This is a genomic window from Marinobacter sp., assembly GCF_041690615.1.
In the GTDB taxonomy this organism is placed as follows: domain Bacteria; phylum Pseudomonadota; class Gammaproteobacteria; order Pseudomonadales; family Oleiphilaceae; genus Marinobacter.
Map to the genome: position 1 here is coordinate 71496 of NZ_JAWLGY010000014.1, position 18419 is coordinate 89914.

General features: G+C 60.3%; 17 protein-coding genes. 14 read left to right on the plus strand and 3 right to left on the minus strand.

Annotation, left to right across the window (positions count from 1 at the left end):
* Positions 1-62 precede the first annotated feature (62 nt).
* Positions 63-1661, minus strand: a complete 1599-nt coding sequence (gene urtB, locus ACESMZ_RS11385) for an urea ABC transporter permease subunit UrtB (RefSeq protein WP_372958339.1) — start codon at positions 1659-1661, stop codon at positions 63-65.
* 83 nt (positions 1662-1744) lie between these two features.
* Positions 1745-3037, minus strand: a complete 1293-nt coding sequence (gene urtA / locus ACESMZ_RS11390; protein ID WP_372958352.1) for an urea ABC transporter substrate-binding protein — start codon at positions 3035-3037, stop codon at positions 1745-1747.
* A gap of 425 nt (positions 3038-3462) precedes the next feature.
* On the opposite strand from urtA, the gene ACESMZ_RS11395 reads away from it, so the two are divergent.
* From ACESMZ_RS11395 to ACESMZ_RS11460, 14 genes are all read left to right on the plus strand, one after another.
* A complete protein-coding gene (locus tag ACESMZ_RS11395; RefSeq protein WP_372972631.1) occupies positions 3463-5769 on the plus strand; it encodes a putative monovalent cation/H+ antiporter subunit A in 2307 nt (768 codons plus the stop codon).
* Entirely contained in the window at positions 5766-6191 is a 426-nt protein-coding gene (locus tag ACESMZ_RS11400; protein ID WP_372958341.1) for a Na+/H+ antiporter subunit B, read from the plus strand. The genes ACESMZ_RS11395 and ACESMZ_RS11400 overlap by 4 nt, the downstream gene beginning before the upstream one ends.
* A 67-nt stretch (positions 6192-6258) precedes the next feature.
* Positions 6259-6606, plus strand: a complete 348-nt coding sequence (locus ACESMZ_RS11405; protein ID WP_372958342.1) for a Na+/H+ antiporter subunit C — start codon at positions 6259-6261, stop codon at positions 6604-6606.
* On the plus strand, positions 6603-8138 hold the full coding sequence (locus ACESMZ_RS11410; protein ID WP_372958343.1) for a Na+/H+ antiporter subunit D: 1536 nt from the start codon (positions 6603-6605) through the stop codon (positions 8136-8138). Before ACESMZ_RS11405 ends, ACESMZ_RS11410 begins: the two co-directional genes overlap by 4 nt.
* Complete coding sequence (locus ACESMZ_RS11415; protein WP_372958344.1) at positions 8135-8608, plus strand: Na+/H+ antiporter subunit E; 474 nt, start codon at positions 8135-8137, stop codon at positions 8606-8608. The genes ACESMZ_RS11410 and ACESMZ_RS11415 overlap by 4 nt, the downstream gene beginning before the upstream one ends.
* A gap of 11 nt (positions 8609-8619) precedes the next feature.
* Positions 8620-8886, plus strand: coding sequence for a monovalent cation/H+ antiporter complex subunit F (locus tag ACESMZ_RS11420; RefSeq protein ID WP_372958345.1), 267 nt, complete (start codon positions 8620-8622; stop codon positions 8884-8886).
* Entirely contained in the window at positions 8883-9308 is a 426-nt protein-coding gene (gene mnhG / locus ACESMZ_RS11425) for a monovalent cation/H(+) antiporter subunit G (RefSeq protein WP_372958346.1), read from the plus strand. The genes ACESMZ_RS11420 and mnhG overlap by 4 nt, the downstream gene beginning before the upstream one ends.
* Positions 9309-9719: 411 nt before the next feature.
* A complete protein-coding gene (locus ACESMZ_RS11430; RefSeq protein WP_372958347.1) occupies positions 9720-12527 on the plus strand; it encodes a monovalent cation/H+ antiporter subunit A in 2808 nt (935 codons plus the stop codon).
* Between the two features lie 2 nt (positions 12528-12529).
* The gene (locus ACESMZ_RS11435) at positions 12530-12910 is read left to right on the plus strand and encodes a Na+/H+ antiporter subunit C (RefSeq protein WP_372958348.1); all 381 of its coding nucleotides are present in this window, start codon (positions 12530-12532) and stop codon (positions 12908-12910) included.
* Complete coding sequence (locus ACESMZ_RS11440; RefSeq protein ID WP_372958349.1) at positions 12907-14427, plus strand: monovalent cation/H+ antiporter subunit D; 1521 nt, start codon at positions 12907-12909, stop codon at positions 14425-14427. The genes ACESMZ_RS11435 and ACESMZ_RS11440 overlap by 4 nt, the downstream gene beginning before the upstream one ends.
* Complete coding sequence (locus ACESMZ_RS11445) at positions 14424-14915, plus strand: Na+/H+ antiporter subunit E (RefSeq protein ID WP_372958350.1); 492 nt, start codon at positions 14424-14426, stop codon at positions 14913-14915. The genes ACESMZ_RS11440 and ACESMZ_RS11445 overlap by 4 nt, the downstream gene beginning before the upstream one ends.
* Positions 14912-15181: a K+/H+ antiporter subunit F gene (locus ACESMZ_RS11450; protein ID WP_372958351.1), complete on the plus strand. Its 270-nt coding sequence runs from the start codon at positions 14912-14914 to the stop codon at positions 15179-15181. Before ACESMZ_RS11445 ends, ACESMZ_RS11450 begins: the two co-directional genes overlap by 4 nt.
* A 21-nt stretch (positions 15182-15202) precedes the next feature.
* Positions 15203-15535, plus strand: a complete 333-nt coding sequence (locus ACESMZ_RS11455) for a Na+/H+ antiporter subunit G (RefSeq protein ID WP_372958353.1) — start codon at positions 15203-15205, stop codon at positions 15533-15535.
* 138 nt (positions 15536-15673) lie between these two features.
* Positions 15674-17320: a fatty acid--CoA ligase gene (locus ACESMZ_RS11460; RefSeq protein ID WP_372972632.1), complete on the plus strand. Its 1647-nt coding sequence runs from the start codon at positions 15674-15676 to the stop codon at positions 17318-17320.
* A 61-nt stretch (positions 17321-17381) separates the two neighbouring features.
* On the opposite strand, the gene ACESMZ_RS11465 is transcribed toward ACESMZ_RS11460, so the two are convergent.
* Positions 17382-18368, minus strand: coding sequence for a glutathione S-transferase family protein (locus ACESMZ_RS11465; RefSeq protein WP_372972641.1), 987 nt, complete (start codon positions 18366-18368; stop codon positions 17382-17384).
* Positions 18369-18419: the final 51 nt, after the last annotated feature.

The window sequence follows — 18419 nt, forward strand, 5'->3', positions numbered from 1 at the left end:
ACAGGTGTCCTGTCTTGCTGATTATTTGATTGGCGCGGATATAAGTGGTCATAACGGGCGCCCTATGCCTCTGCCGCTCGGCCTTTCTGAGGGAACAGTCCCCTCGGCCGTTTCTGGATAAACAGGATGATGAACACCAGCACGATGATCTTGGCCAGAACCGCTCCCGCCCAGGGCTCGAGTAGCTGGTTGATGGTGCCCAGGGTCAGGCCCGCTACCAGGGTTCCCCAGAGATTGCCGACACCGCCGAACACCACCACCATGAAGGAGTCGATGATGTAGTTCTGTCCCAGGTTCGGCCCCACGTTGGTAAGCTGGGACAGGGCCACGCCCGCCAGCCCGGCAACGCCGGAGCCCAGGGCGAAGGTCATGATGTCCACCCGGGTGGCCCTGATGCCCATGGATCGGGCCATGGCCCGGTTCTGGGTGACAGCGCGAACCTCCAGGCCCAGGCGGGTACGGCGCATGATGAGCATGAGGGCTGCGAACACCACCAGGGCGAAACCCAGCACATACATGCGGTTGAGGGTCAGAGACAGGGCGTCGTTGATCACCAGTGAGCCACTCATCCACTCCGGACTGACCACGGTGCGGTTCTGTGGCGATATAACGGTTCGCACCAGCTGCTGCAGGATCAGGCTGATGCCGAAGGTGGCCAGCAGGGTTTCCAGCGGGCGCCCTTTCAGGAACTGGATCACGCTGCGCTCAATGGCGATGCCTGCCAGCGCAGCCACCAGGAAACCGGCCGGAATGGAGAGGATCAGCGCCAGGCCCGGCTGGCCCGGCAGCAACTGCTGCATGCCCCAGGTGGTATAGGCACCCAGCATGATCAGTTCGCCGTGGGCCATGTTGATCACGCCCATCACACCGAAGGTGATGGCCAGGCCAATGGCGGCAAGCACCAGCACGGACCCCAGGGAAAGGCCGAAGTAGAGAGTCTCCGCCGCCTTGTTCATTCTGAGTTTCTGTTCGATAGAGCCAAGGGCCTGCGCGGCCGACGCCCTGAGCGCCGGATCTTCAGAGGCCGCGGCGCTGTTGAGGGCTGCGCGGGCCCGCGAGTGGAGGCTGCCGGCCAGCACGTCGACGGCCTCCAGGCTGCCCTGCTCCTCCACCTGGTAGATCGCCACAGCCTGTTCCAGGCGGTTGCGAACATCCGCGTCCGGTTCTTCATCAATTCGGGCGATGACGTTCCCGGCCACCGCATCGTTCACCTTGCCCAGCATGTCCAGGGCGGCACGCTCCCGTACCTTCACATCGTCCGAGTAGAGATCCAGCATGGCCAGCACCCCGGCCAGTTGCTGGCGCACAGCATTATTGACAGCAATCCGGTCCAGGTCCCGGCGGGACATTTCCCCCAGCACCTCGCCGGTGACGGCGTCCGCCACTTCCCAGTCGCGGCCACGGTTGTTGAGTACGATGACAATCTGGCCGCTGTCCTTCACCTGGCTCAGGCGGTTACTCCCGTATGCATCGAGCCAGCTCCGTGCCCGCTCCTGGCCACTGGTGGCGATGGCAGTGATAGCCGCTTCAGTATCCCGGGGGGAGGCTTCGGCCAGTTGTTCCAGAAGTGCCTCGGCCGAGTCGCCCTCCTGCGCCGTCGCCATGCCCGGGGCCATCAGCAAGGCAATAAGGAAGAAGGTGAGCCATCTGGGGATGCCCATGGTGTCGTCCTGTCCGGTGTCTGGTGGGTAAAAGGTCGTTGAAACCGGCCGGGGCAGCCACGCCACCCCGGTCCGGAAACGGCTTACTCCGCGGCTGCGGCCTGCTCACCGGCAGACGCACCACACTTGCCTTCCTTGACGTTGAAGTTGCCGCAGCGCATGGGGGCGCGCCAGTCAGCAATCAGGTCCCGGGAGCCGGGCAGGTAGTCCGACCAGGCATCGCCAGCGACGGTGGACGGCGTTTGCCAGACAATGGCGAACTGGCCGTTGTCCTGGATCTCACCGATCAGCACCGGCTTGGTGATGTGATGGTTGGGCATCATGGTGGCGTAGCCGCCGGTCAGGTTGGGTACGGTGACACCGATGATGGCGTCCTTGACCGCATCCACCTCAGTGGTCTCGGCTTTCTGCACCGCTTCAACCCACATGTTGAAACCAATGTAGTGGGCTTCCATGGGGTCGTTGGTGACGGCTTCTTCGTCGCCGGTGTACTCGATCCACTCGTCGATGAAGTCGTAGTTGGCGTCGGAGTCCACACTCATGAAGTAGTTCCACGCGGCCAGGTGACCCACCAGCGGACCTGTGTCGATACCGGACAGTTCCTGCTCACCCACGGAGAAGGCAACCACCGGGATGTCGGTGGCTGAAATACCCTGATTGCCCAGCTCGCGGTAAAAGGGCACATTGGCATCACCGTTGATGGTGGACACCACGGCGGTCTTCTTGCCGGCGGAACCGAAGTCCTTGATGTCCGAAACGATGTTCTGCCAGTCCGAATGGCCGAAGGGGGTATAGTTGATCATGATGTCTTCGGCGGCCACGCCCTGGTCCTTGAGGTAGGTCTCAAGGATCTTGTTGGTGGTGCGCGGGTAGACGTAATCGGTGCCGGCCAGTACCCAGCGCTCAACGCCGAGTTCGTTCATCAGGTAATCAACAGCCGGGATGGCCTGCTGGTTGGGAGCGGCGCCGGTGTAGAAGACGTTTTCGGAAGACTCTTCACCCTCGTACTGGACCGGGTAGAACAACAGGCCGTTTAGCTCCTCAACCACCGGCAGCACTGACTTGCGGGAGACCGATGTCCAGTTGCCGAAGATGACGTCCACTTCTTCCTGGGCCAGCAGCTCCCGGGCCTTCTCGGCAAACAGCGGCCAGTTGGAGGCAGGGTCCACCACCACCGCCTCCAGCTCACGGCCCAGCAGACCGCCCTCGGCATTCTGCTTTTCAATCAGCATTTCGACGGTATCTTTCAGCACCGTCTCACTGATGGCCATGGTGCCGGAGAGGGAGTGAAGGATGCCCACCTTGATGGGATCTTCCTCGGCATGGGCCAGTGTGATTCCTGTTCCCAGTGCAGTAGCCAATGCAACGCTGGCCAGACGCTTCTTGAATGTTGTCACGTGCCTATCCTCGCTGTTTCAGTTGTTTGTGCGCTTCTTTGGCGCGGGGCGGATTTCACTCCTCCACCTTGTGCACTGAGAACTGCAAGCGATATGCCAGTAAAATCAATCCAGATTTTTAATTTATAGAACAATCGGTTAGAAAACCCTGAAGTCAAAGCTCCAGGACTGAGGGCACGCTTATAGTGCGCCAGGTTCAGAGTTATGCACCATGTTAATCCTGCCCATGGACGCAATGTTCACATTTGGTGCGTGGCGCAGGCGGGCTGGCTTGCCGCTACTCGACGGATTTCCCATAGCTACTACGCTTTTTTCGAACTTTTACCGGAACCAATGATCCATTCACTCTGTCATCCTGTAAATAAATCTGATTAACAACTAAACCCATAGGGTGCCAGCACATTATGCTGTTAGCGGTATTGTCCGGTTTTCTGCTTGCGGTACTGACACCATTTCTTCATCGCCTGTCCGGCCACGCGCTTGGATGGGTGCTGGCGCTGCTTCCCGCCAGCCTGGCAATCTATTTTGCCTCCCTGACTCCCCTGGTCAGCGATGGTGGCGCGGTGGTCATGGAGTATCCGTGGCTGCCGGGGCTCGACATCACCCTGAACTTTCTGGTGGACGGCCTCTCACTCACGTTTGCCCTGTTGATCAGTGTTATCGGGACCTTTGTACTGATCTACGCGGGTGCCTACCTCAGGGGCCATCCTTATCTGGGTCGTTTCTTCGTCATCATGCTGGCTTTCATGGCTTCCATGCTGGGGCTGGTGCTGTCCGATAACCTTCTGACCCTTTTCATCTTCTGGGAGCTGACCAGCATCACCTCCTATTTGCTGATCGGCTTCGACCATGACAAGCCAGAGGCCCGCAAGAGCGCCCTACAGGGGCTCTTTGTCACCACGGCCGGCGGCCTGGCACTGATGGCCGGACTAATCCTTCTGGCGGTAATGACAGGCAGCTATTCCCTCAGCGGCATACTGGCGTCAACCGACCCCCTTCACGAACACGCACTCTATGTGGGCATGGTCATCTGTATCCTGTTGGGGGCAATGACCAAATCCGCCCAGGTGCCATTCCATTTCTGGCTTCCCAACGCCATGGCGGCACCGACGCCGGTCTCGGCCTACCTTCACTCCGCCACCATGGTCAAGGCAGGAATCTATCTGATGGCCCGGCTCAACCCGGCGCTCGGGGACGGTGCCCTGTGGAGCACGGTGCTGATGCTTTTCGGCGCTGCCACCATGGTGACCGGTGCCTGGATGGCGTTCAGCAGCACTGGCATAAAGAGGGTCCTGGCCTATTCCACGGTGATGAGCCTTGGCACGCTGACGATGCTTATCGGCGTGGGCACTGAGCTGGCCCTGACCGCCTTTATCTGCATACTGGTCGCCCACTCCCTGTACAAGGGAGCGCTGTTCATGGTGGCCGGCATTATTGACCATGGCACTGGAACCAAGGACCTCCGTCAGCTGGGCGGGCTGCGAAGGGCCATGCCCTTTACCGCGCTGTTTGCCGGACTGGCGGCCCTTTCCATGGCCGGTTTCCCGCCGTTGTTCGGGTTTATCGCAAAGGAACTGGCCCTGGAGGCCCTGCTCAAGGCTCCGCTCTGGTCGATCGGACTGACACTGGCCACAGTGCTTTCGTTCATGCTGGTTGTGGGGCTCGCTGGCCTGGTGGCGATCAAGCCGTTCTTCGGCGACCCCGTGAAGACGCCGCAGCACCCCCATGAGGCCCCGCCAGGCATGTTGGCAGGACCGGCATTCCTGTCGCTCGCGGCGCTGGGGTTCGGTCTGGTGCCCTTCCTGCCGGAAGCCGCCATTCTGCAGGCGGCCATGACACGGGTTGCCGGCTCCCCGGTCGATTCATACCTGGCCCTGTGGCACGGGGTGAATGCCCCCCTGCTGCTTTCAGCCGCCAGCTTCGCCGTCGGTATAGTCCTGTATCGCCTGTGGCCAAAACTGCAGCCCAACCTGTTCGCCATGAACAGTGCCGGCGCCCGTGTAGGCCCGGAAACCGGCTACTTCAGGTTCATGGAAGGCATCAGCCAGGTGGCCGGCTGGCAGACCCGGCTTCTGCAGAATGGGGTTCTGGGACACTACCTTCTGGTGCTGGTGGCCGTTACCTTTGGCCTCGCGGGCTTCACCCTGTTCGCCCGCCACGATGTCCACCTTGCCCTGGACCTGGGCGGAAGCCGCTTCTATGAATGGGGCATTGCCGCCCTGCTGGTTGCCTCCGCCGTCTTTTCCTGCTCCACCCATTCGCGTCTGGGGTCGGTGGCGTCCCTGGGCGTGCTGGGGTTTGCAGTGGCACTCATTTTCATTCTTTTCAGCGCTCCGGACCTGGGTATCACCCAGCTCCTGGTGGAAACCCTGACCGTGGTCCTGCTGGTTCTGGTGCTGTTCAAACTACCGGAGTTCGTCAATCTGTCTTCGCCCTTTGAACGATACCGCGACCTTGCCGTTGCCATACTCGCTGGCGTGGTTGTGACCTTGATGATTCTGGCCGGGCTGGAGACCCGTTATTTCGAGTCTATCTCGGCCTACTACAGCGAGAACTCAGCCCCGCTGGCCCAGGGCCGCAATATCGTCAACGTCATTCTGGTGGATTTCCGGGCCCTGGATACCCTTGGCGAGATCTTCGTACTCGCCCTCGCGGCGGTCGGCATCCACAGCATGCTGAAACTCAAGGCGGAGGACCAGCACAAACCATGAAGTCGAATACGCTGATCCTTCACACCGCAGCCCTGTTCATCATGCCTCTGCAGCTGATGTTTTCCGTCTTTCTGCTGCTGCGGGGACATGATGATCCCGGCGGTGGCTTTATCGGGGGCCTGGTGGCAGCCAGCGCCTTTGTCATCCATGCATTTGCCTTTGGCCAGGACGCCACCCGGCGGGTGATGCGGATCTGGCCAGGGGACTTCCTGGCAGTTGGTTTGCTGCTTGCCCTGGCGTCCACCATACCAGCGCTTCTTGCCGGCGATCCGATGCTCACCGCTCACTGGTGGGAGATTCCCCTGCCGGGAGACGATTATTTCAAGATGTCGTCCGTCCTGGTCTTTGATGTCGGGGTCTATCTGGCCGTGCTGGGCACCCTGTCGATTATTGTCATCGGACTGATGGAGGCAGAAGAGTGAAAACACGATACCGGAGAGGTCAGCGGCAGGTCAGGCAGCCTGTCCACCAGTATGGGAGGGAGACGTTGTGGAAAGTCTGATGGCCTATGTGGTGGGCATTCTGTTCGCCGCCGCCATTTACATGATGCTGCGTCGTTCGATTGTAAAGCTGGTTATCGGGCTCATCCTGCTGAGCAACGGGGCCAACCTGCTCATCTTCGTGATGGCGGGTATGACCCGGGGCGCGCCCCCCCTGATTCCGGAAGGCGCCCTGGCCCCATCATCGGCGGTTGCCGATCCGTTGCCCCAGGCACTGATTCTGACAGCCATTGTTATTGCCTTTGGTGTTCTGGCGTTCTCCGTCGTACTGATTCGCCGGGCATACGAGGTGGTCAAAACGGATGACCTGGACCAGATGAAGGATACCGACACTTGATCCCTGAGCTCGCACTTCCCATCCTGATCCCCCTGCTGGCCGGTGCCCTTTCACTGGCCCTGTGGCGGTCAGTCCGCGCTCAGCGGATACTGGCAGTACTGGCAACCCTCGCCATGCTGGCCAGCGGTATCTGGTTGCTGGGCAGCGCCCTGGATCAGGGTTTCGTGGTGATGGAAATGGGCAGCTGGCCGGCGCCCTTCAGTATCGTGCTGGTGGCCGACGTGTTTTCCGCCATCATGGTGGTACTCAATGGCATTATCGGGCTGGCCATTGCCGTCTATTCGCTGGCGTCAACACCCCGTGGCCACGAGAAATTCGGGTATTACCCCCTGATGCACCTGTTGCTGGCCGGGGTCGGCGGCGCCTTTCTCACTGGCGACATCTTTAACCTGTTCGTCTGGTTCGAGGTGATGCTGCTGGCCTCTTTTGCCCTGCTGACCCTGGGGGGCGAGAAGGCGCAAATGGAAGGGGCCATCAAGTACGTGACCCTGAACCTGTTTTCCTCCGCCATTTTCCTTTCTGCGGTGGGACTGCTCTACGGCACGATCGGCACCCTCAATATGGCCGATATCGCCCAGAAAGTGGCTGCGCTCGACGAGCCCGGCATGATTACCGTCATCTCCATGATGTTCATGGTGTCGTTCGGCATCAAGGCGGCCGCCTTTCCCCTTTTTTTCTGGTTGCCGGCGTCCTACCACACGCCGCAGGTGGCCGTATCGGCACTGTTTGCCGGCCTGCTGACCAAGGTCGGTGTATACGCCCTGTTCCGTGTCTTCACGCTGATTTTCACCCAGGATATCGGCTACACCCACACCATCCTGCTTTGGGCTGCGGCGCTGACAATGGTTACCGGAGTGCTGGGAGCGGCGGCGCAGTTCGAGTTCCGGCGCATCCTGTCGTTCCACATTGTCAGCCAGATCGGTTACATGATCCTGGGGCTGGCGCTGTTCACGCCGCTGGCAATAATCGGTGGCATCTTCTACGTCATGCACCACATTATCGTTAAGACCAACCTGTTTCTGGTAAGCGGCATCGTCTACCGAATGCTCGGCAGTTATGAACTCAGGGACCTGGGCGGCGTCTACCGCTACAAACCCCTGCTGGCCGTTCTGTTCCTGATTCCGGCCCTCTCACTGGCCGGTGTCCCGCCTCTCTCGGGCTTCTTCGGCAAGGTCATCCTTATCCGTGCCAGCCTGGAGACCGGGGCCTGGGTGATCTCCGGCATCACTCTCGCAGTGGGCCTGCTGACGCTCTATTCAATGGTCAAGATCTGGGCCGAGGTGTTCTGGAAGCCGGTGCCGGAGCATGTTACTGATACCGGCAGGCTGTCCGGTTCGGAAAAACTCTCCAGACATGCCTGGGCCTACTACCTGCCAGTGGCCAGCCTGGCCACCTGTACCGTGCTGATCGGCATCTGGGGCCAGCCCATCTATGAACTGGCGGAAGTGGCCGCAAATCAGCTCATGAACCCTGATCAGTATATCAACGCGGTGCTCGGCGAACGCTCATTGATTGAGGTAACGCAGCCATGATCGGTTTCTTCTGTAACGTCATGCTGGCACTGGCCTGGGTGGCGCTGAGCGGATCCTTCACTGCAATGAATTTCTTCGTCGGTTTCGGATTCGGCTTTCTGGCGCTGATGGCCCTGCAGGGCCAGGTATCGGTTCTGGATGGTTATGCGAAGCGCATCGGCCGCTGCATTGCCTTCGTCGGGTATTTCGTGATTGCCCTGTTCAAGGCCAATTTCCGCGTGGCCTACGACGTTGCCACGCCGGTCTGGTATATGAAGCCGGGGGTTATAGGATTGCCACTGGAGGCTCGCACCGACACTGAGATCATGTTTCTTTCCAGCCTGATCTCGCTGACGCCCGGCACTCTGAGCCTGGACGTCTCCGACGACCGTAAGGTGCTGTATATCCATGCCATGTTTCTGCAGGATGAGGAAGCCCTGCGTAACGAGTTGAAAGATCTCGAAGCACGACTGCTGGGAATTATGCGCTAAGGAGGCCGGCATTGCTGACCATTGCAATCAAAATCGTCTATTTAATGCTGTCACTCTCTCTGTTGATGGCTTTTATTCGCCTGAGTCGCGGCCCTTCACTGCCAGACAGAGTGGTGTCCCTGGAGCTGATTGCGTCCATTGTTGTCGCCTTCGTGGGTGTACACGCCATTGATTCCGGAGTGGCGAGCCTGCTGGATGTGGCCATCGTTATAGCCCTGACTTCCTTTCTGGCGGCTGTGGGTTTTGCCCGCTTCCTCGAAAGAGGGGCGCAAGGATGACCGACTGGCTGATCGCGATTTTCCTGCTTACGGGAAGTACATTCGTGCTTCTTGCGGCGGTGGGTATTGTCCGCCTGCCGGACCTGGCGACCCGTATGCACGCCTCAACGAAGGCCGGAGCACTCGGCGCCATGATGATCATGGGAGCCGTGATGATTGCCTTCCATGAGCAGCCGGAGGTAATTACACGGGCTGCTGCCATTATCATATTCATCCTGATCACCGCTCCGATCGCAGCGCATGTTATCGGGCGGGCAGGATACTTTCTCGGCACACCCCTATGGAAAGGCACCATCAAGGATGAACTTCGGGATCGTTACGATCAGCAAACCCACGTCCTCAAAAGCGGGCCTGGCGAACAACCCGCGGCTCCGTCCTCACCAGACCGTAGCGAGAAAAAGCGCCAGCCCCGCAAGGACTGATCACAGGCTGGAACGCTGCGGCCACCTGCACCTCTGTTATTTTGCCTGACTCTCCCGCCACCAATAGTCCGTCCCCGGATCTTCTCATTTGAGGGGCAGAAAACTTGACCTATGGAAGGCGCCACGTATGATCGGGGGCGGTCGTTTTCTTATGGAGTAAAAATGTTTTCAAGGCCCCGTTCTGCCGATTCCTGTGCTATAGGCGTGAACCAGGCTCTGTCGCACGTGCCGGCCTTGCATCTCAGCGGCCGCCTGCCCTACTTTCCTGATCCACCAGCCCGTGGGCTAAGGGCTATTGGTGCACAGGTACCACGGCCGTAGTACTGATCCAGGGTCCCGGCACGGGGACACCGGGGCGTCGCAAGGTCGCTGCCCCATCACAAATCAGAAAACACGGAAAACGAGGTTGCGATGACACTGTCGCTGGTGGTGCTACTACCTTTTCTCGGGGCCATTGCGGCGCCCCTGTTCGCCCAGGGCGGGCGAACTGCGATTGCCATTGCCTCATCGGTGCCGGCACTGCTGGCATTAGCCACATTGTTCCCCATGTGGGGCACACTGGCGGAAGGTGGCACCATCGTACAAAGCCTGGAATGGCTGCCCCAGCTGGGCATCAACCTGAGCTTCCGGCTGGATGGTCTGTCCCTGATGTTCGCTCTGCTGATCCTGCTGATCGGCCTGTTGATCATCCTTTACGCCCGCTATTACCTGAAACCCCAGGAGAATGTGGGCAAGTTCTACGCCCTGCTGCTGTGCTTCAAGGGCTCCATGCTGGGCATTGTGCTGTCCAGCAACCTGCTGCTGATGATGGTTTTCTGGGAACTGACCAGCCTGACGTCGTTCCTGCTGATCAGCTTCTGGAACCATAAGCAGGACGCCCGCCGGGGCGCCCGTATGGCCCTGGCCATCACCGGGGGCGGTGGCCTGGCACTGCTGGCCGGCATATTGCTGATCGGCCGCATTGTCGGCTCCTTCGAACTGGACGATGTACTCGCCGCCGGTGACCAGATCAAGGCCCATGCCCTCTACCCGTACGCTCTCACGCTGGTGCTGCTGGGGGCCTTCACCAAGTCGGCCCAGTTCCCGTTCCATTTCTGGTTGCCCCACGCCATGCAGGCGCCGACACCGGTCTCCGCCTACCTGCATTCAGCCACCATGGTAAAGGCGGGCATCTTCCTGATGGCCCGGCTGTACCCGGCCCTGGCCGGTACCGAACAGTGGTTCTTCATGGTCAGCTTTACCGGCATGATCACCCTGCTGATCGGGGCTTATGTGGCGCTGTTCAAACATGACCTGAAGGGCCTGCTGGCCCACTCCACCGTCAGTCACCTGGGCCTGATCACCCTGCTGCTGGGCATGGGCACAGAACTGGCGGCGGTGGCTGCCCTGTTCCACATCATCAACCACGCCACCTTCAAGGCCTCACTGTTCATGGCCGCCGGTATCATCGACCATGAGACCGGCACCCGGGATATGCGGCAGATCAACGGCCTGTGGCGGTATATGCCCCATACTGCCACCCTGGCCATGGTCGCCGCAGCCTCCATGGCCGGGGTGCCGCTGCTCAATGGCTTCCTGTCCAAGGAGATGTTCTTTGCCGAGGCCCTTAGCCTGAACCTGCCCGGTATCTGGGCGTGGATTCCACCCATTGTCGCCACTCTGGCAGGCATTTTTGCCGTGGCCTACTCCGCCCGGTTCATTCACGACGTCTTCTTTAACGGCAAACCCCGCAACCTGCCGATCTATCCGCCCCACGAGCCACCCCGGTACATGAAGATTCCGGTGGAGATCCTGGTGGTCGCCTGCATCATGGTGGGGGTGTTCCCGGCCTTTTCCGTAGGTCCGCTGCTGCAGGCGGCGGCGTCTGCAACCCTGGCCGGCGAAGTGCCCGACTACGGGCTGGCGGTATTCCATGGTTTCAACCTGCCACTGATGATGAGTCTTGCGGCGTTTGTTGGCGGCCTGATCATGTACTCCCAGCGCCAGAAGTTCTTTGATTTCCACGCCCGTTTCCGGGAAGTGGACGAAAAGGCCGTATTCGAGGCAGTGGTGTCCTGGCTGGTTGAGAAGGCCCGCGGATTTACCGCGCTGCTCGAGAACGGCTCACTGCAGCGCTACACCATGCTGCTGATGGTGAGCGCCATTGCGGTTGCCGTGGTTCCACTGAGCGGCATGGCCCTGATTGGCAGCAACGGCCTGACGGCCATTGATCCGCCGACTGCCCTGGGTGCCGCTATCCTTGTCTTTTGCACACTGGGCACCGTCTATATCCACCGGGAGCGGCTGACTTCCCTGATCATGCTGAGTGTGGTGGGGCTGCTGGTATCGCTGACCTTTGCCCGTTTGTCCGCACCGGACCTGGCCATGACCCAGATTTCGGTGGAAGTGGTCACTATCATCCTGCTGATGCTGGCCCTTTACTATCTGCCCTCCTGGACGCCCACCGAAGCATCCGCCGGGCGCCGGAACCGCGATCTGATCATTGCCGGTGTGGCCGGCGTGGGCATGACTCTCGTCACCCTGGCCATGCTGACCAGTCCGTTCAGCTCCATCTCCGATTATTTCCTCGAGAACAGCAAGCCCGGTGGCGGGGGCACCAATGTGGTCAATGTGATTCTGGTGGATTTCCGGGGCTTTGATACCCTCGGTGAAATCACGGTGCTGGCCATTGCCGCCCTGGGCATCTTCGCCATGCTGCGCGGCCGGGAACTCTCGGCGCCGCCCACCGACGGCCAGGGACACCCCTGGGCATTCGATGCCCACCCCACCATGCTCAAGCAGATGTCGCGGCCACTGCTGCCACTGGCGCTGATGGTGTCGGTGTATATCTTCCTGCGGGGGCACAACCTCCCGGGCGGCGGCTTTATCGCCGGCCTGGTGACAGCGGTGGCCCTGCTGGTCCAGTACATCGCCAGCGGCGTCAACTGGACCCAGGCCAGAGTCAGCATGCGCTACCACAATGTGCTTGCCCTCGGGCTGTTCTTCGCCACTGCAACCGGTGCCGGCAGCCTGGCCTATGGCTATCCGTTCCTGACAACCACCTTCACGTACCTGGACTGGCCCGTAGTTGGCAAGTTTGAGGTGGCATCGGCACTGGTGTTTGACCTGGGCGTCTACCTGACCGTTGTTGGTGCCACTCTGTTGGCGCTGGTCAGTCTGGGCAAGCTCACGCCCGCCGGTCGCCCCCTGACCCGCACTGAAGCACGGAAGGAGTCATAACCATGGAACTCGCCTTCGCTCTCATTATCGGGTCACTCACCTTTGCCGGCGTCTACCTGGTGCTGCGTGCCCGGACGTTTCCCGTGGTGGTGGGGCTGACCCTGCTTTCCTACGGCGTCAACCTGTTCCTGTTTTCCACGGGGCGCCTGATGTCCGGAGCGCAACCCATTATCGGCAGCACCGACACCTATTCGGACCCGCTTCCGCAGGCGCTGGTGCTCACAGCTATCGTTATCGGCTTCGCCATGACCGCGTTCGTGGTCGTGCTGTCCCTGCGTACCCGGGCAGACACTGGTGATGACCATGTCGATGGCACATCCGAAACCGAGAGAACCCAAGACCAGAGCACCACCGACCTGCCCCGGGAGGAGACCGGCCAATGAATCACTGGCTTACCGCGCCTGTCCTGATCCCGCTGATTGGTGCCTTCCTGCAGGTCTTTATGGGGTACGCGCCCCTGAGCTTGCGTCGCACCCTGGGGCTTGCCACAACCGGCCTGTTACTGGTCAGCACGGTCTTCCTGCTGATGATGGCTGATGATGGCAGCTACCGGGCCTACGCGTTTGGCAACTGGGCGCCGCCCTTCGGCATTGTCCTGGTGCTGGATCGCCTGGCAGCCCTGATGCTGTTTATCACCGCGTTGCTGGCTCTGTTCTGCCACCTGTTCTCTCTGGGGCGGACCGATGTCAGCAGTCGGCAGTTCCATGCCCTGTTTCTGTTCCAGTTGATGGGGCTGAACATGGCCTTTCTCACCGGAGACCTGTTCAACCTCTTTGTCGCCTTCGAGGTATTGCTGATCGCCTCCTACGGACTGCTGCTCCATGGGGAGGGCACGGCCCGTACCGTTCCCGGGCTGCATTACGTGGTTCTCAACCTGGCCGGTTCGGCACTGTTTCTGATCAGCGTGGGCATGATCTACAGCGTCACAGGCACACTCAATATGGCCGATCTGGCCCGGATCATCCCGACGCTGAACAGTGGCGACCTGCCCCTCGTGGAGGCCGGTGGCATGATCCTGCTGGTGGTCTTCGCCCTCAAGGCTGCCCTGCTGCCACTGACATTCTGGTTACCCAAGGCCTATGCCAGCGCGACGGCTCCTGTGGCGGCCCTGTTCGCGGTGATGACCAAGGTGGGCGTCTACGCCATAATCCGGGTGTATACTCTGATCTTCGGTGAAAACGCCGGGGCCCTGGCCAACCTGGGTATGGACTGGGTGTTCCCCCTGGCCCTGCTGACCATGGTCGTGGGTGTCATCGGCATGATGGGCTCCAGTGGCCTGCGCACCATGGTGGCCTGGCAGGTTGTGGTCTCTGTGGGCACCATACTGGCGGCTTTCTCTCTGGTCAGCGAGGCCGGTCTGTCCTCCGCCCTGTTTTACACGGTGCACACGACCTGGGTAGCCGCCGGGCTCTTCCTGGTGGTAGACCTGATCGCCGCCCAGCGGGGCTCTGCCGGTGACAAGATTGTTACCGCCCCCAGGATGCGCAACCGCACGTTTATCAGCGTCATGTTCATGCTCGGCGCGGTCTCGGCGGCCGGACTGCCTCCCCTGAGCGGGTTCTTTGCCAAGCTGCTGATCATGAGTGCCGCAGTACCCGGACTGCAGATGGCTGCGCTCTGGGCGGTTATCCTGCTGGCAGGGTTCCTTTCCCTGGTGGCCTACAGCCGGGCTGGCAGTATCGTATTCTGGCGCAATGTGGATGGCCACATCGGACAGCCAGAACGTCTGAACTTTCCCCATACCGTAGGTGCAGGTGCCCTGATTGCCATGAGCATCGCCATCGTGTTCGCTGCCGGACCGCTGAGCGACTATACCGATGCCACCGCTGAGCAGTTGCGGGACACTTCCGCCTACATCGGTATCCTGGACACCCCTATGGTCGGGGAGGATGAGTCATGACCGCAGAACGTTTGGGCTTTCCGCAACCGTGGCTGACGGTTGCACTGTTTGTTGTCTGGCAGTTCCTGGCCGATAGTGTGACGGGCGCCAGCGTAGTGATGGGGCTGATCCTCGGTGTTGTGATTCCCCAGATCACCCACCGGTTCTGGCCGGACAGCCCCAGCATGAAGAAACCCTGGGTTCTGGTACGTTACCTGACAGTGGTTCTGTACGACATTATCGTGGCCAGCATTTCCGTGACCATTCTGATTCTGAGCCCCCGTCAGCCACGCTCGGCATTCGTTTCCTACCCGCTGCAGCTGCATGACCCGCTGGGCATCACCATTCTGGCCAATACCATATCCCTGACCCCGGGCACGGTGAGCGCAGATGTGAGTGATGATGGCACCCTGCTGCTGATTCATGCCCTGGACGTGGACGACGATGCGGAACTGATACGCGCGATCCACCAGCGTTATGAGAAGCCCTTGCTGGAGATGTTCCGATGATTACCATCGCCCTCTACATCACCCTGACCCTGGTTGGCCTGGCGGCCCTGCTGAACGTATACCGGCTGGTTCAGGGCCCGGATGCCCCGGACCGCATCCTCGCGCTGGATACCCTCTACATCAACGGAATCGCCCTGATCATCCTGCTTGACCTGGTACTTGGCACCCGTCTCTACCTGGAAGTAGCGCTGCTTATGGCTGTGACGGGGTTTGTGGGTACGGTCGCCATGGCCAAATATCTCAAGCGCGGCAGCGTTATCGAATAAGGAGCCACGATCATGGAAAACCTGCCCTTCTTTGCTGAATTGATTATCAGCTTCCTGCTGGTCTCCGGTGGTTTCTTCAGCCTGATTGGAGCGCTGGGGCTGACGCGGCTGCCGGACTTCTATGGACGCCTGCATGGCCCCACCAAGGCCACGACCCTGGGCGTGGGCAGTGTGGTGATCGCCTCCATGGTGTACTTCACCCTGAGGACCGGCGAACTGGCCATCGCCGAGGTACTGGTGACAGTGTTCCTGTTCCTGACGGCACCGGTCAGCGCCAATATCCTCGCCAAGGCTGCCATGCACCAGCAGGTCAGGTGCATGAAAGGCACACGGGGAAAACCCTGGAGCCAGTGAAGGCGCACCAGCCCCCGACAATGATCCGATAGCCATGACAACACGATAAATTGACATGACCGGTTCCCGTCAGGGGCCTGTTATGGCAGATTATTGCCCCCTGATTTCCACAATAATGCCAAGCAAGAGGTCGAATCGATGGCAAATACAAAGATAATTCCCTCCGCCCAGAATGCTTACGAATACCCGCTGCTGATCAAGAATCTGTTGGCTTCCGGCCCGCGCTATAACCCGGACCAGGAGATCGTCTACGCCAATCGCAGCAAGTACACCTACACCGACCTGGTGGACCGGATCCACCGCCTGGCCAACGCCCTGACCGACGCCGGCGTCGGCCCCGGTGATGTGGTTGCGGTGATGGACTGGGACACCCCCCGGTACCTGGAGTGCTTCTTCGCCATTCCCATGATCGGCGCGGTACTGCATACGGTGAACGTGCGCCTGTCGCCGGAGCAGATTGTCTACACCATGAACCACGCTGAAGACCATACGGTGCTGGTGCATGATGACTTCGTACCTCTGCTGGAGCAGGTCAGTGACCAGCTCACCACCGTCAAGGGTTACATCCAGCTGACGGACGAGAGCGAGGCCCGCGCCACGTCCCTGAACACCGTTGGTGAGTACGAAACCCTGCTGGCGAAGGCAGACAACCACTTCGACTTCCCGGACTTCGACGAGAACAGCGTCGCCACCACCTTCTACACCACCGGCACCACCGGCAACCCCAAGGGCGTGTTCTTCAGCCATCGCCAGCTGGTACTACACACCATGGCCCAGCTCGGCAGTCTCGCGGCCAGCGATGAAATGCCCTTTATGCGGTCCAATACCGTTTACATGCCAGTGACCCCCATGTTCCACGTTCACGCCTGGGGCGTGCCCTATGCCGCCACCATGCTGGGCATCAAGCAGGTCTACCCGGGCCGCTACGAGCCGGAACTGCTGGTAGACCTGATCAAGGAACACAAGGTCACCTTCTCTCACTGTGTGCCCACCATTATGCAGATGATGCTGGCAACCGAATCCATCAAGACCGCTGACCTGAGTAACTGGCACGTACTGATCGGCGGCAGTGCCATGACCGAAGGCCTGTGCCGCGCCGGCGCCAAACTGGGCATTCGCATGTACACCGGCTATGGCATGTCAGAGACCTGCCCGCTGCTGGCCTCCACCCACCTGAAACCGGAAGACCTGGAGCTGCCCCTGGAAGACCAGGCTCCCCGGCGCATCCGTACCGGCGTCGCGGTACCCATGGTGCACATCGAGATTGTGGACGCGGAAGGCAACCCCCTGCCCCACGATGGCGAAACCAAGGGCGAGCTTGTCTGCCGCGCCCCCTGGCTGACCCAGGGCTACTTCAAGGAGCCTGAGAAGGGCGAGGCCCTTTGGGAAGGCGGCTGGCTGCACACCGGCGACGTGGCCAGCATTGACCCGGACTCCACCATCCAGATCAGGGACCGCATCAAGGACGTGATCAAGACCGGTGGTGAGTGGCTGTCGTCCCTGGACCTGGAGAACATGATCAGCCAGCATCCGGCGGTTAATGCCGCTGCCGTGGTCGGGGTTCCGGACGAGAAATGGGGTGAGCGCCCCCACGCCCTGGTACAGCTGATTCCTGGGCATGAAGCCACCCTGGAAGATCTCCAGAATCACCTGAGGCAGTTCGTAGACTCCGGTGAAATCAACAAGTGGGCGATTCCGGAGCAGATCGACTTTGTCGACGACATTCCGAAAACCAGTGTCGGCAAGATCAACAAGAAACTGATCCGGGATCAGTTGGAAGCCTGATCTTTCGCCAACAACTGGCAAGGCAAAGCCCGCCCTCGGTAACGACGGCGGGCTTTCTGTTTCAGTCCAGCAGGTCCCGCCCGTGGGGCCCGTCGAGGGACAGCTCCGGTCCCACCGGAACGATCTGGGTGGGATTGATGGTACGCTGGCTGACGTAGTAATGACGCTTGATCTGGTCGATATCCACCGTCTCCGCCACACCCGGCACCTGGTAGAGGTCCTTCAGATAATCCGACAGCACCGGGAAGTCCGCGATGCGTTGCCGGTTGCACTTGAAGTGGCTGTAATAAACGGCGTCGAAGCGGATCAGGGTGGTGAACAGGCGCCAGTCCGCCTCGGTAAGGCGGCTGCCCGCCAGGTAACGCTGCCCGGCCAACCGCTCCTCCAGCCAGTCCAGTGAATCAAACAGCTCGCCATAGGCCTGCTCGTACTTGTCCTGCGCCGTAGCAAACCCGGCCTTGTATACACCGTTGTTGACCGTGTGATAGACCCGCTCGTTAACCGAATCGATTTCTTCCCTGAGACCTTGCGGATAGAAATCAAGGTCTGCCCGCACGCCGTCGAGATCATCGAACGCACTGTTGAGCATGCGGATGATGTCCGCCGACTCGTTGCTGACAATGGTTTCCCGCTTGCGATCCCACAGAGTGGGAACTGTCACCCGGCCACTATAGTCCGGCGCCGCCCGGGTATAGACCTGGTGGAGAAAGCGCGCGCCGTTGACATGGTCCCGGTGCTGTTCGATGTCAGGACGAAATTCCCAGCCATTCTCCACCATGTCCGGGTGGACTACGGACACGGAAATATGCGCCTCCAGTCCCTTCAATATCCGGAAGATCAGCGTCCGGTGAGCCCACGGGCAGGCCATGGATACATACAGGTGGTAACGACCGGATTCTGCCGGGAACCCGCCTTCACCCTCAGGCCCGGGCGAACCGTCGGCGGTGACCCAGTTGCGGAACCGGGCGGCTTCCCGCTCGAATTTGCCGCCAGTGCTGTCAGTGTCGTACCACTGATCGTGCCATTTGCCGTCTACCAGCAATCCCATCGTTGCTACCCCTTTTTCAGTTTTACCCACGCAATCCACTCCCCTTCGACA